This is a genomic window from Embleya sp. NPDC001921, assembly GCF_053594475.1.
Window position 1 is genome coordinate 1 of sequence record NZ_JBSFEO010000101.1, and the last position, 14120, is coordinate 14120.

Annotated in this window: 8 protein-coding genes and 3 pseudogenes; 10 read left to right on the plus strand and 1 reads right to left on the minus strand. The window is 68.0% G+C overall.

All coding sequences use genetic code 11. The features are described from left to right. Positions 1-240 precede the first annotated feature (240 nt). The 5 genes and pseudogenes from ACWCPW_RS50525 to ACWCPW_RS50545 form a co-directional block, all read left to right on the plus strand. Positions 241-549 carry a hypothetical protein gene (locus ACWCPW_RS50525; RefSeq protein ID WP_449768425.1) on the plus strand — a complete coding sequence of 103 codons (309 nt, stop codon included), beginning with the start codon at positions 241-243 and terminating at the stop codon, positions 547-549. 590 nt (positions 550-1139) lie between these two features. Continuing rightward, positions 1140-2787 (plus strand): annotated as a pseudogene (gene istA / locus ACWCPW_RS50530) (IS21 family transposase). Then, positions 2787-3323: pseudogene (locus ACWCPW_RS50535) on the plus strand (ATP-binding protein); the annotation flags it as partial. The pseudogenes istA and ACWCPW_RS50535, both read left to right, overlap by 1 nt. 603 nt (positions 3324-3926) lie before the next feature. Then, on the plus strand, positions 3927-5456 hold the full coding sequence (gene ltrA / locus ACWCPW_RS50540) for a group II intron reverse transcriptase/maturase (protein WP_449768426.1): 1530 nt from the start codon (positions 3927-3929) through the stop codon (positions 5454-5456). Positions 5457-5571: 115 nt separating this feature from the next. After that, a pseudogene (locus ACWCPW_RS50545) lies at positions 5572-5820 on the plus strand (ATP-binding protein); the annotation flags it as partial. A 489-nt stretch (positions 5821-6309) separates the two neighbouring features. On the opposite strand, the gene ACWCPW_RS50550 reads toward ACWCPW_RS50545, so the two are convergent. Next, a complete protein-coding gene (locus tag ACWCPW_RS50550) occupies positions 6310-7263 on the minus strand; it encodes an NmrA/HSCARG family protein (RefSeq protein ID WP_449768427.1) in 954 nt (317 codons plus the stop codon). A 254-nt stretch (positions 7264-7517) separates the two neighbouring features. On the opposite strand from ACWCPW_RS50550, the gene ACWCPW_RS50555 reads away from it, so the two are divergent. From ACWCPW_RS50555 to ACWCPW_RS50575, 5 genes are all read left to right on the plus strand, one after another. Then, a complete protein-coding gene (locus tag ACWCPW_RS50555) occupies positions 7518-7865 on the plus strand; it encodes an ArsR/SmtB family transcription factor (RefSeq protein WP_449768428.1) in 348 nt (115 codons plus the stop codon). Between the two features lie 291 nt (positions 7866-8156). Continuing rightward, positions 8157-8888 (plus strand): hypothetical protein, encoded by a 732-nt coding sequence (locus ACWCPW_RS50560; RefSeq protein ID WP_449768429.1) that lies wholly within the window; start codon positions 8157-8159, stop codon positions 8886-8888. A 1753-nt stretch (positions 8889-10641) separates the two neighbouring features. Beyond that, on the plus strand, positions 10642-11793 hold the full coding sequence (locus ACWCPW_RS50565) for a cell wall protein (RefSeq protein WP_449768430.1): 1152 nt from the start codon (positions 10642-10644) through the stop codon (positions 11791-11793). A gap of 321 nt (positions 11794-12114) precedes the next feature. After that, positions 12115-13380, plus strand: coding sequence for a DUF6236 family protein (locus ACWCPW_RS50570; RefSeq protein WP_449768431.1), 1266 nt, complete (start codon positions 12115-12117; stop codon positions 13378-13380). A gap of 211 nt (positions 13381-13591) precedes the next feature. After that, positions 13592-14120 (plus strand): prepilin peptidase (locus ACWCPW_RS50575; protein ID WP_449768432.1); only part of this gene is annotated, 529 nt, incomplete at its 3' end.

A 14120-nucleotide genomic window follows, 5' to 3' on the forward strand; every position in this document is an offset into this window, starting at 1 on the left:
CTCCTTCGGAAGATCGCCGAACCATACCTCTCTCAACATCTGTGCCCGTTAAACCGGGGCAACATCAGGGTGTCCGTCAAAGCGGAGCAAGCCCAGTACGCCGTCAACGTGTTTCCGCTCCTCGACCTCGGAATGAGCGCCGAGGACTGCGTCCGGTTCCTGTAAACCCGCGGATGGGGCGCGACCCCCCGAAGCGCATGCGTCGGATGCCCCTTCCACGGCAACGCCACATGGCGTGACATGCGAGACAACCGACCCGACGACTGGGCCGACGCGGTCGCCTTCGATCAGGCCATACGCGCAGGCAACGCCCGAGGCAACGAGAACGGCAAGCAACTCCTTGGCCAGGCGTTCCTCCACCGCTCCCTCATGCCCCTGGGCCAGGCGCCACTCGACGGGCCCGCCCCACACCGCCCCCGCCGACACCGCACCACTCCCCCGGCTCCCGAAATCCCGGAAGAGGAACTGGAGGAGGGCGACCCGGACGGCTGTTCCCCTTGGGGTTGCCGCTCCGGCTCCCCCGTCCAAAGCGCCCAGAGCCTGAACTGACACAGCGCCCGGTGGCGGAGGCAACCCGCCTTCGCCACCGGGCCCGGCTTCGAAACCCTCGGCACGATGCCCCGGCCGCCAGCCCACTCGGCTGCGCTCCCGACCCGTTGCCCTCCCCTCGCCCGCCCATGCCCACAGCAACTCCGCTGGGCACGGAGGGCGTGGACCACAACGCGCATCCATTCACACTCCCGCGCCACGGCACCTCGTCGGACTCCCCGGGCCCAATCACCACCGCTCTCCCGAACGGGTGTCCGTTCAGCCTTCGCACCGCCGCTCCTGGCCTGGCCTGGCCTCGCCACAGGCTGGATGATCCAACAGGACGGCAATGTCGAGATCCACCTCGAGCCCCCACGCACCCGCCGAGGTACCTCGTCTCACGTCCGCGTTGCGCGACCGACGAAGGAATGTGTAGGGAACACGGGCGAGATCGCGCTCGCGGATGCGTGGCTTTGTTACTGAGTGCGGGAGTCGTTTCTCGGTGTTGGTGGGAGTCAGCTTCTGACCGAGTTTGCGGTGTCGGCTTGTTTTGACGTCACACGGGGCCTTGCGGTGGGACGGTGGAGTGTGCTTCTGCCGCGGGAGGCCGGATGGGGAAGTCGTCGAAGGTCGATCTGTATGCCGCGATCCGGCGTGACCATCAGCAACACGACTTATCCCAACGGGCTTTGCAGCGCAAATACAACGTCACGTGGCGGACGGTCCGACGCGCGTTGGACGGGCAGTGGCCGGGTGAGCGGAAGCCGTCCCGGCGCCGGGAAACCCGGCTGGACCCCTATAAGCCGCTGATCGACGGGATGCTCCGGGCGGACTTGGACGCGCCGCCGAAGCAACGGCACACCACTCAGCGGATCTTTCACCGGTTGGCGGCCGAGCACGACGCCGGCGACATCTCGTATGCCATGGTCCGCGCCTACGTGAAGGTCCGACGGCCGGAGGTGCGGCGGGACGCCGGGGTGGGGCCGCAGGCGCTCTTCGTGCCACAGACGCACCTGCCCGGGGCCGAGGCGGAGGTGGACTTCGGCAAGGTCCAGATCGTCCTCGCCGGGGCGGTCACCAAGGCGTTCCTGTTCTCACTGCGGTTGTCGTATTCGGGCAAGTCGGTTCACCGGGTGTTCGCCACGGCCGGTTAGGAGGCGTTCTTCGAGGGCCATGTGCACGCGTTCCGCACGCTCGGCGGCGTCCCGCGGGGCCGGATCCGCTACGACAACCTGCGGGCCGCGGTGGAACGCATCCTGGGGCGCTCGAGGGACCGGCTGGAAGCGGAGCGGTGGACCGTGTTCCGCTCGCACTGGGGGATCGAGCCGTTCTACTGCCAGCCCGGTATCGGCGGCGCCCACAAGAAGGGCGGTGTTGAGGGGCAGATCGGCTACTTCCGCCGCAACCACTTCGTCCCGGTGCCGGAGGTGGGGTCGTGGGCCGAGTTGAACGCGATGGTCGACCGGTGGGACCTGGCCGACGAAGACCGCCGGCTGCGCTCGCGCACCCGGACGATCGGCGAGTACTTCGCCGCGGAGCGGGGGCTGCTCCAACCGCTGCCGTTGGAGGCGTTGGAGACCGGGAGGTGGTTCTCTCCCCGGGTCGACCGGTTCGGGCAGATCCAGGTCCGCGGGAACGCCTATTCGGTGCCGACCCGGCTGATCGGTCGCCAGCTGCGGGTCCTCGCGCACGCCAACGAGCTGATCGTCTTCGACGGCCGTGAGGAGGCCTGCCAGCACGAACGCCTCGGCGGACGCGGCGGCTCGCGTCTGGTGCTCGACCACTACCTCGAGGCGCTGCTGCGCAAGCCGGGCGCGTTCCTCGGCTCCACACCGCTCGAACAGGCCCGCTCCGCGGTCCGGTTCACCCCGGTCCACGACAAGTGGTGGGCGGCCGCGAAAGCCGCCCACGGCGAGGCCGCGGGAACCCGCGCGCTGATCGAGGTGCTGCTGCTGGCCCGGCACATGGACCACGAGCAGGTCGTCGCGGGCCTCGCTGCCGCCCACCGAGCCGGCGCCCTGACGGCCGACGCCGTCGCGCTGGAGGCCCGCAAGATCGCCGAGTCCGACGCCGCCCCGACCGCTCTCCCCGGAGCGGCCCCTCGCGATCGAGGACGGCCCGGCCGCGTCGGTGACGTTCCTGTCCGAGTGGAAGCTCTCCCACCTCCCGCCCGACACCCGACCGCTGCCTTCGGTGGCCCACTACGACCAGCTCCTGCAACCGCCCGGCCGCACCGCCGGCGACAAGGAAGGAACCTGATGCGCAAACGCGGGCTGACCGAAGAGGCCGCCGTCGCCTCCATCGACCAGGCATGCCGCATGCTGCGGCTGCCGAGCATCCGCCAGCAGTTCAAAGACCTCGCCGACAACGCCGCCCGCGACCAGATGTCCTACCGAGCCTTCCTCGCCGAACTCCTGCTCGTCGAATGCGACGACCGCGCCCGCCGCCGTTCCGAACGCCGTATCCGGGCCGCGGCGTTCCCGCGCGAGAAGTCGCTGCGGGCCTTCGACTTCGACGCCAACCCCAACGTCGACCCCGCCACCATCAACACCCTCGCTACCTGCGCCTGGGTCAAGAAGGGCGAGCCGCTTTGCCTGATCGGAGACTCCGGCACCGGCAAGTCGCACCTGCTGATCGCGCTCGGCACCGAGGCCGCCATGCAGGGCTTCCGCGTTCGCTACGTCCTGGCCACCAAGCTCGTCAACGAACTCGTCGAGGCTGCCGACGACAAGCAGCTGACCAAGACCATCGCCCGCTACGGACGCGTCGATCTGCTCTGCATCGATGAACTCGGCTGTGCGCCACGAGGCGCTGATGGATCTCGCGGGATGAGAGGCCCGCCGCCGGTCCTCGCAGGGACCGGTTGAAGCTGGAGGCAGGCCGAACCCCGGGTTGGGGGTGAGGCCGGGAGCAGCCTCGACAACGTAGGGGCGAACCGACACCACCAGACGGTTCGTGCCCGCAAGCGAAGACGGAATGGGTGCAAGGAAACTGAACCAGTGGTTGACGTCCCGTGAGTCGTCAGCGGCCTGCCGAATCTGGTGGATGGGCCGCTTTGCAGTGCTGGAGAGCGCCATAGCCGATGGACTCTCCTCTCCTTTCGCCTATATCCGATGGGCGCTGGGAGGCCCGGACCAAGACTGCGATGTGCGGTCCGTGGCGATGCTGTCGGGGTATAGCTGGGCACCGAAGCCGTCACAGAGATCCTCAGTGAACGTGGGAAGCGATCTGGCATCGCCCTCCCCGCCCGGCATCCGGCCGGACGACGGGCAGGCGCAATGCCCGCTGATGACGCCAGGTCGTGGCGGAGTCGCCGTAGTACTCGGAGGCCGGGAAAGCCGGTCACATGGGAAAGGGCGACAGCGTGATGGCAGCATGACTGCTGTCGGGGAGGAACGTTGTTGAATAACGACGCGCCGTCGACATCAACTTGGCCGAGCAGTACGACGGCCGAGCGACGGGTACTCGATCATCAGATCAAGCTGCACCGATGGGCAAGGAACGAACCGGATCGCCGGTTCGATGATGTACTCAACTTGATCTGCGACCGGGCTACGTTGGTAGTGGCCTGGGAGCGGGTGTCCGGCAATCGGGGCGCCAGGACAGCAGGTGTGGACGCGGTCACCCGTTTCCACATCGATGAACGTCGTGGAGTGATTCCGTTCCTGGAGGAGCTTCGCTCCTCCCTCAAGGACGGGACCTTCGCTGCACTGCCGGTCAAGCAGGCGGTGATCCCCAGGAAGAACGGCAAGATCCGTTACCCGGGCATTCCCACCTTGCGAGATCGCGTCGCGCAGATGGCGCTCAAGCTGGTCCTGGAGCCGATCTTCGAGGCTGAGTTCTACCCGTCCAGCTACGGGTATCGGCCCGGACGTCGGGCCCAGGATGCCATCGCCGAAATCCACCACTTCACCTGCAAGCCGTCGACCTATGAGTGGGTCATCGAGGGCGACATCAAGGCTTGCTTCGACAACGTCGACCACCACGTCCTCATGGATTTGGTGGCCGAACGCGTCAAGGACCGCAAGGTTCTGCGGCTGGTCAGTGCGTTTCTGCGTGCCGGAGTTGTCGAGTTGCACGGTGGATTCGCGGAGACGCTCACGGGCACTCCACAAGGAGGAGTCGCCTCTCCACTGCCGGCCAACATCTATCTCTCGGTACTGGACCGGCATTTCTCGCGGATCTGGGACCGGGAGATGACTCCTCCCTGGCGTCGGCAGTATCGACGTCGGATGGGACGGCCGAACTTCCGCTTGATGCGTTACGCCGATGACTTCGTCGTGCTCGTGCACGGCACCAAGTCCGAAGCAGAGACGCTGAAAGCGGAGATCGGTGAACTGCTGGCCAACAGACTGAAGATGACGCTCTCGGACGAGAAGACCCACATCACCCATATCGATGACGGATTCGTTTTCCTTGGCTTCCACATCCAACGGAGATCCTGGGGCCACGACCGTCGCGTGGTGCTCACCATCCCGTCCAAACAGGCTTTGGCGTCGGTGATGCACAAGATCAAGAAACTGACGGGGCGAAGTACAACATCGCTCTCGTTGGAGGAGGTGCTGCGGACGGTCAACCCGGTTCTTCGAGGCTGGGCGGCCTACTTCCGCTACGGCGTGTCCAAGAAGACGTTCTCCTACCTCGGTTGGTACGCATGGTGGAGGCTGATTCACTGGATTCGCTACAAGCACCCCCACATGACCTGGAAACAGTTGCGCCGTCGCTTCTACGGGGCGGACCGCATCACCGAGGGCGGGCTCGTCCTCTACAACCCGGCGAAGATGAGGGTCCAGCGCTACACGTTTCGCGGAGCGCAGATCAGCACGCCATACAACATCGACGAGGTCGATCCGGAGAAGGCACGCTTTCGCCGGACCAGCCACGACGATGTGGCCTTCGTCGGCCAGGTCAGTGAATACCTCGCCTGATCCAGCGGATCACGTGGAGAGCCGGATGCTCGGCCAACGGGCACGTCCGGTTCGGCGGGCGGGGATGGGAAAACCGACACCTGAAAGGGTGCACGGCGTCCCGTCCCCGACCCAACACATGCAACTCGACCGCCGAGGAGCCGAGTTGCTGTTCCAGGTGCTTACTGAACGCGAGGAGAAGAACAGCGTCGCCATCGCTTCGAACGAGTCCGTCAGCGGCTGGACCCGGACCTTCACCGACCCACGGCTCTGCGCTGCCATCGTCGACCGCCTCACGTTCAACGGTGCAATCATCCAGACCGGGACCGAGTCCTACCGCCTCGCGCACACCAAGGCACAGACCACCCAGTCGGACGACGACTGAGCGTCTGCGCGACCCTCCCGTTTTGACGGTACGTCGAGTCGTTGGCCGGCAGGCGTCCGCAGGCGCCGAGCGGGTGGTACCGCGGAGTGCGCAGGGCCCGGGGCTGCTACCTCAGCGATCCAGCGGACTTCTCGGTCACGACACAGGTCCGATTTCCCAGCGGTGGCCGTGGCCGCGCGCCAGCGTCGAAATCAACCAGAACCGCGACCGCCAAGCCGCCCTTCTCGCGATCGGCCGATGTCTCAGGGCAGTGCAGCTAGGCACGTCGTCGACGAGTCCCGGTGCGGTCCTGGGACTCGTCGACGAATGTCTCCGGCGAACCCGGAGAACAACGGAGTCACAGCGAATCGTGGTGGCGGCGCTGGCTGGCCAGCATGGACGAGTGGAAGGGCAGCAGTCCGGGGCTCACCAAGAATTCGGCCGGAACTCATTCGGAAAAATACCCCAAACGGGAACCTGTATGTCAGGTCGATTTCACCGGCGGTGAATCTAGTCACCGAATGAGACTCGGTCACCGCGCCAAGCAGTCGCACGAAGGAAACTCTCCCAGCTCAGGCCGCCGGATCCAACGCTTCGACTCCACTGGATATCACGGTCCTGCCGGTAGTACCCGAACTCCACCGCGTACTCGGCCATACCGAGAATCTCGTCGACCAGAAGGGGATTTCCTCCCAGTTCGGGGAAGTATGTGAGCAGCCCTTCCCGAGAATAGGCACTCCGATACTCGGCCTTGAGTCCAGTGATACGGGAAAAAGCATCCACCATTTCGCCGGGGGATATCACCTCGCCCACCACAGGTAGGGAAGCACCCAGGTAGGAGTCGGGGTTGGAAAACACCTCGAGCGCAGCCGGTCCAGTCGCGGTGAGCGGATCGACGAACGGGGCACGGAAGTCCTCGGGCAGGTAGAAGGGCATGAGTACCCTGTCGCCATCAATGCGAGGCGCATAGTACTCCAGCGAGTTCGTATAAAAGAATGCGAGCATGAGGAAGGTGTGCGCGGCGGGCAGCGAGCGAATATGGTCTGCAATGCGCGCCTTGTCGGTGAAGTGGGGAGCATACTTGGCGCCCGACGACCTCTCCTGGACATTCTCGAGGGTGCTGAAAACGATATGGCCCACGCCGGCCTCGACAGCCGCGTCGGCGAGCTCGCGACCGAGGGGGAATTCGTCGGTTGACGGCGGCGCAACGGGCGGCGTCATGAGAAAGGCCCCATCGGCTGATCGGAATGCTTGCACGAACTCGCGCCTGCGACCCAGCTCCAGGGGAACCGTGAAGATCTCCGCTCCCATCCGCACCAGGCGCCGAGCTTGAGGCGAGTCGGCGTTGCGCGTCAGCGCACGAACCCGGAACCTCCCGCTCTCAAGCAGGGAGCCGGCGACGCTCCTGCCCTGCTTGCTGGTTGCTCCCGAGACAACGATCAACGGCTTGTTGGTAGCGGACATCACGCACTCTTCTTTCCTGTGGGCCCGATGCACGCGAGGGCGACCAGCAGGAACGCTGGGCACGTCGGCGTCGTGTCGGGCGGCGACTACAGCTCGATCATATTTATATATCACGATGTGTCAATGTGATGGCTGGAGGGTTCACGCTCGGCTCGCCCCACCCCTCGGCACGCGCCTCCGCGTCCGACTGCGGGGCCGCGATCGACGCGCCACATCGAGATACAGTGATACGTAGGTGCGAGAGAGGAGCAGTCATGGCGAAGCCGCGCGCGACGGACTCAGGGCGAGGTGACCTTGACGGCTCGGTCGAGGCCCTGAAGGCCCTCGCGAACCCGACGAGGCTGCGGATCATGACCTGGCTTCAGGACCCTCACGGAGAGTTCGCGCAGTGGGAGCCGATCGCCGATCGGGACGAATTCGGGGTCTGCGTGAGCCATCTGCAGGCGAAGTCGGGGCTGGCCCAGTCGACGGTCTCGTCGTACATGGCGACCCTGGAGCGCGCCGGCCTCGTACGCTCCACGCGCATCGGCAAGTGGACCCACTACAAGCGCGACGACGACACGGTGTCCCGGCTCACGCAGATGCTCGGCGGCACGCAATAGCGCATCGGGAAACGTGCACAGGGTGACGTTCGGGCCTCTGCTGCCACTGACCGCAGACGCTGATCGACACCGAACCCGCCGAGCGTCTGGCCGGCGGGTTCCCCACGCCGACAGCCGACAGTGACATCAATTCACATCGACATTGATCTTGTGGCGGCGCCTCTAGCGACTCCCGAACCCACCGAGAAACGACTTCCACGGAAGCTGACACAGCCAGATGCGTGAGCACGAAACCATTTCGGCCGCGTAACAGATATTTGGAAGAGCCGCAGCGTCTGCGAAACTCTCCGAATGAGTTCGAACAAGGCCGCCGCGCCGGCGGACGAGCCCACGTGGTTGTCCCCGGCCGACATCGCGCGCAAGGCCGTCGACGAAGGATTCGTCGTTGCCATGAGCGCCGAGCGTCTGGAATACCTCGCGCGCACCGACCCGGACTGGCCGGTACCCGAGAAGGAACGCAAGGGCAGCGGAACCGCCGCGAAGATCCCATGGGACGACCGCCTGCGTGGCTACTTCGAGGGTCGGCGTGAACCGGAGTGGCTGACCATGACCGCGATCGCCGCAAGGGTGGTCGAGGCCGGCCATGCCACGAGCATGAGCCGGGCGCGGGTGAGTGTCATCGCTCGCACCGATCCGGACTGGCCCGTGCCGGAGACGGAATGGCGGGGCGCCGGCACAGCCAAGCTGATCCCCTGGGACGATCGACTCCAACGGTATTGGTCGACCCGGCGGGCCACGGACGGCCCCAAGGGCTGGAGCCGCCCCCTGCGCACCCCCACCGGCCCGAAGGCGGAGGTGGAAACCGTTCCGGACGCCACCGTGGCCGAAGCATTCCACCTCCCCGTCGACCTGGTACCGGACTTGAAACCCCGGCGCGGGAACGCCTGGCGTCGAGACGACTTCGACGAAGTCCTCCGAACCCGACCGACCTGGCTCGGCAACGAAGCGAAAGCACGAGCCGAGGTCGCCCGGCGAATCCGCAACCGGGCACGTCGACGAAGCAAGCGAAGCACCAACGGCTGACCGCCACAGCGTCGAATCCGCTCCCGCGGGGCAGCGAACTCGGCGACGGCCCCGCGCAGCGCGGGGTCGCCGCCGTGCCGCCATCCCGACGCGGTCGCACCGAGTCCAGGGCTGCATCGGTTCCGAACGACCCATGCGCGCTCGGGCCGCTGCGTGCCGCGAGCCGGACGAACATCCTCAAAGAGCGCCGACTCGACGCGAACCACCCGGGTCTGTTCGGCAGTCGCGTTCGACGACCACGCACGTCGGCGTCCTTTGGGGGCAACCAGTGTCCAGGACAGACGCGGCAACAAACGGTGTGCCCTCGGCACGTTGTACGCACGGATACGGATCGGCGGCGAACGGTCGGGCACGGCACGCGCCGCAACCGCCGGAAGAACTTGTCAACTCCGCGGCGAACGTGAAGAGTTGTCCCCGACCGGAAACGCTTCCCTCCCCGACCGAAGAAGCGGCCACACACGGCCGCTCGGGACTCCGCACAGTCGGCGTCCCCCGCAACAGGCTTCATCGGTCCCGTTCGATCACGCGGAACACACGCCGCACGGTCGCTCCCGTGCGCCCTCGCGCACGGACACGGACACACTTCGCGCGGGGAGTCGTCGCCGATCCCGAGCGCGGGAGCCATCCTTCGCGACCGGCGGGACCGGGGGTTCGCCTCGGCCGCGCGCATCATCGTCACGGTCGGGCGACGAAGAAGCATTCGGGAGCACAGGCAACGCGACGGCGCCCCCACAGCGGGACCCGTCCTCGTCATCGACCGTCCCGATGCCGCTCGAGTACCGCCCCACCCCGCCGGTTTGCTCCAGCGGTGAATGTCCCCTGCCTCCCCCATCGGCCGTAGAGCTCACCCCCACGGCCATAGGGGCGTGAACTCCACACCTCAAGGCCTGGGACGTCATCGTGGGGAGCGTCTGCCCGGAGCACCCGCGCGGTAGCCGACGGTCCATGCGGACGGGCCCGCCCCCGACAAGCCACGCTGCGGACCTACATCGAACGCCGATCGCGCGTGGCGCGACGAACCCGGACGCGGCCACGCGCGGGCCGAGCCTGGAGGTGCCGTCCCCACCCCCTCGTCGCGAACACCGCGGTCGGAGCGGCGTTCCCGCCGGTGGCCGGCGACACGACGAGCCAAGTGCCCCGTCCGGATGCTCTCGCGGGTACTCGCTCCACTTCGGCCCGGCGCACACGTCGGCTCCACGGGCGCCCCAGTGCGGCTCACCCCGCCTCGTCGGACAGCACCCGCCGTTCGCGCGAGACACCCGAGCACCCATGCCCAGGACACGCATCGGTCCCGGAAATCGCCGGCCCGCAACACCCGAGCCCCGACCGGGCCGCCGTCCCACCCCACCCGCGGCGATCGCCAACCCGCACCTCCCACGCCGGACCCCACCAGAGCCGGCCCCGACGTTCGCCATGCCCTCACAGAAGGAGAACGCGCATGCCCACGCCACCGCACACCCAACCGCCAACAACCGTCGCCGAAAACCCTCGCAGAACCGCACAGCAAGCGACGCTCACACACGAACACACCCACTCGGGCCGGCCATCGCCCCCGGACCGGCAGCCGATGACCGGCGACGCCGACCAAGCCCGCGACGCCCATCAGCACCGGGCACGCCCCGCACCCCGCGGATCCGCTGCGGCACACGTCGACGGCATCGCCCCCGATACGGGCCCGATCCGTTCACCTCACCGCCAAGAAATACAGGCCACCGCGTCCCGCCACGCCCAACCGCGCGCGTGGATGCGCGCCGTGACCTGGCTGATCGCCTCGGGCACCCACCCCAAGGCCACTGAGACCACCGCCCGCGTCGCCCGCGACCTCGCCACCCGGATGGACTACCACGAAGGAACGGTCATCTACGCCCTCGACACCACCGCGCTGCGCCTGCGCCTGTCCCGCGCCACCGTCAAACGCCACGTCGCGGTGCTACGCGAACTGGGCGCCCTGGCCTGGGTGATCCACGGATCCCGCCGCAACCTCCGCAAACCTGGTCGCCCCTACACCGCCACCGCCACCATCTACGCCGCCGTCATCCCACCCACCTACGACCACGCCATGGGCCACCGCCTCACCGGCACCGGCTACACCGCCCGCCTCATCGGGACCACACCCGACGGCCACGCCCGCCGAGCGGCCGCGACGGCCACGGCACGGCACCCGCACCGCGCCTCCCCCAAGCCACCACCGAAACAGGCGAACTCCCCCACCACCGAACCGGATCCGGGCAGCCGTGATGCGCCCCCTTCTCCGAACGCACCCACTCCCCTACGCAGGTCTCGGCCGACGAGTGGGTTCAAGAACACACACGCGCGCCGGAGCACGCGAGTCGCACCCGCGCCGACCCCGAACGATCCCCCCAACGGCCGTGCCAGGCAACGCCGATCACCCCCGCGCGTGGCCCGGGACATCGCAATCGCCGCCCGCGTCCGGACCCTCGTGGCATGGACCGCGCACGAAACCCTGCGGCGGCTGGCCTGGGCGCTGCGGCCCTTGATCGACCGCGGACTGGACGCGCCCCGCATCGCCGGAGAGCTCGTCGCGTGGCATCTGGACGGCCTGCGCCCTCTGCGACCAGCCGCGTTCGTCACCGCCCGATTGCGGCGCGAAGCCGAACTCGACGCGCAACGCGAGGCCGAACACGCGGCCGCCGTCCACCCGATGAGCAACCCCGCGTGGCGGGAATGCGTGCGCCTGCTGTACCCGGCCGACGCGGCGCAGGCCCCGCCGCGCACCGACGCCATCCGCCGCGAAGCCAGGACCGCAGGCCGCCACGACCTCGTCCGCGTCATCGAACACCTCGAACACGATTTCCCCGACGCAGTCGACCTCTACGGAGCCGACCTCGTCCGCCGCGCCGGCAACCTCGCCGCCTCCACCACCATCCACTGGGGAACCCACTGACCACGAGGCGGCCGGGTGGAGCAGTGTGAGCGTGTCACGCTCGGGCTCGGAGTCGACCGAGGGCAGGGATCGCCAAGTGAGCGGCTCGTTTGTGCGAGCCGACGACGATCCGATGTCACGGAAGACGCCGGGCGCCGCCGGGCGCCGCCGGGCGTGTGCGCATGGCCGTGGGGTTGGACGTCGGCCTCCGATGCCCATCGTCGGACTTCGGCAGGGGTCCGCCGAGTCGACGTGCCCCGATCCGTCGCGCCGGCACATGCGCTTGGATGAGCGGGACGAAGGTTCGTGGCCGCCGGGAGGCCGCGCACAGAGAGGGCTGTCATGCAGCACATAGGCCTGTACTACCCGTACGTGCATGTTCGGGACGAGAGTTGGCTCAAGGCCGCGGCGCTGTACTGGCCGCAGGTCGCCCGTGTGGTTCCGCGGGATTTTCCGGTCCACGACACGCGGACCGCGTCCGCGTTACGGGACGGCCTCGACTTCCTTGTGGACGTGGATCCCGCGCAGGCGGCCGCGGCGATCGCGCCGCAGTGGTTGAGCGTGCTGAACGATCACGGTGCGGCTCTGCGTCAGCGCTATCTCGCGGGCCCCGGACGACGGCTCGAGGCCGATGATCGTGGCCGTCGCGTGGGCGGTGGGGTTCCGCAGGTGACGGTCGAACCGGCCTCCTCGAGCGCCCATCTGGGGTCGGCGCCCCGGGAGCGGCAACTCGCCGGTCTGTACTGGAACGAAGTGGATCCGGCGGTGCGGGAGGCCCTGTTCGCGTCGGGTCTGGCGGTGGCGACGTCACGATGCCCGCTGACGGACTGGTGGCCGGCGAGCGCGCGGCGCCCGGAGTGGATCGCCACCGATCCGGCCCTGGCGTGGGCGTACAAGTGTGTCCTCACCCAGGAGTTGGCGCGTCGCACGCGTTTCGTGCCGCTCACCGATCGCGCGGGCGCGCATTCGGCGACGGGGACCTGGGACACCACCAGACTCGCCGAGGCCCTCCTGGGACAGGAAGTACTCGGATCGGATCGGGACTACGTCCGAATCGTCGGACACCTGGCGCTCGAACTCGTCGTCCCCGCCGACCTGGCGAACATCCCCGTCGAGCGGATCATCCGGCTGCGCAGCGATTGGGCCGCGGACTTCACGGCATTCACCACCGCGGTGACCGACGTCGCCCGCGACCTGGAACTCGACACAGCAGGAATCGAGGACCCGCGGGCACTGCAGCTGTATCTCGACCAGGCGGTGGACAAGGCCTTCCGGGAACCGCTGGGGGAACTGCGCGCCGCCCTGCACGGCGCACCCATGAAAACCGCGACGGGCATCATCGGGCTCAGCTTCACACCCAGCGCCGTCACCGCCTACGCAGCCGCCCAGGCTCTCGGCGAAGGCTCCCTCGCAACCGGCGTCGCAACCTGCGGCACGGTGGCCCTGGGCCTGGTCGCACTGCGCCAGGCCACCGCCGCCTCGCGAGACGCCGCGATGAGCGGCTCCCCGGTCGGATACCTCCTGCGCGCCGAACACGCCCTCCAACCCGTCTCCCTCCTCAAGCGCGTCCCGCGCGCACTGGCCCGAATCTCGGGTTCCGCCCTGTAGACCTTCGAGGACCGAGCAGCCGACGCGGCAACCGACCCGGGCCGACAACCCGGAGCCCGACATCTCCCGGACCGGGCGGAACGCGGCGCAGGTGCCGCCTGCGGCACCTGCGGTCGGCGACGACCGCGATCGCCCGACGGGCACGTCCGGTGCCGCCAACACGGCGAGCAGACACTTCAGATCGATCGGCCCCGGGTGACAGGATCCTTCGGTGCGGACATCCCCGATACGTTTGGACGAGGACGTGCGCCGCGTGCTGCGCCGGGACCGGTGGTCCATCGTGGTCGTCGGCGTGATCACGGGCTTCGCGACCACGGTCCGATTCGGGGCACGAAGCGACCTCCCAGCGCATCTGGTGTTCGTCCTGATCGCCTCGGTGCTGGTGGTGTGCGACGTGAGGCTCATGCGCCTGCCCGACGCGTTCACCCTCCCCGGATACCCGCTGCTGGCCGTGTTGTTGGCGATCCCCCTCGATGCCGGCGCCTACCCGAGGGCGCTCCTCGCGATGATCACGACGTCGGCCTGCCACCTCCTCCTGGCGCTCCCCCGTGGCGGCATGGGCATGGGCGACGTGAAGGTGGCGGGCCTGGTCGGATTGATCCTGGGGTGGTCGTCCTGGGTCGCGCTCGCCCGGGCCCTCGTCCCCGCGTACCTATGCGCGGCGCTGTACCTCTTCGGCCGCAGAGCAGTGGCACGAGCCGCGAGCGGGACGGCGATCGCGTTCGAGCCGTTCCTGTTGG

Excerpts from the sequence above, each read along its gene's own strand:
- ACWCPW_RS50525 (WP_449768425.1), top strand. The coding sequence starts at position 241 with ATGCGAGACAACCGACCCGACGACTGGGCCGACGCGGTCGCCTTCGAT.
- ACWCPW_RS50550 (WP_449768427.1), bottom strand. The coding sequence starts at position 7,263 with ATGTCCGCTACCAACAAGCCGTTGATCGTTGTCTCGGGAGCAACCAGC.
- ACWCPW_RS50555 (WP_449768428.1), top strand. The coding sequence starts at position 7,518 with ATGGCGAAGCCGCGCGCGACGGACTCAGGGCGAGGTGACCTTGACGGC.
- ACWCPW_RS50560 (WP_449768429.1), top strand. The coding sequence starts at position 8,157 with ATGAGTTCGAACAAGGCCGCCGCGCCGGCGGACGAGCCCACGTGGTTG.
- ACWCPW_RS50570 (WP_449768431.1), top strand. The coding sequence starts at position 12,115 with ATGCAGCACATAGGCCTGTACTACCCGTACGTGCATGTTCGGGACGAG.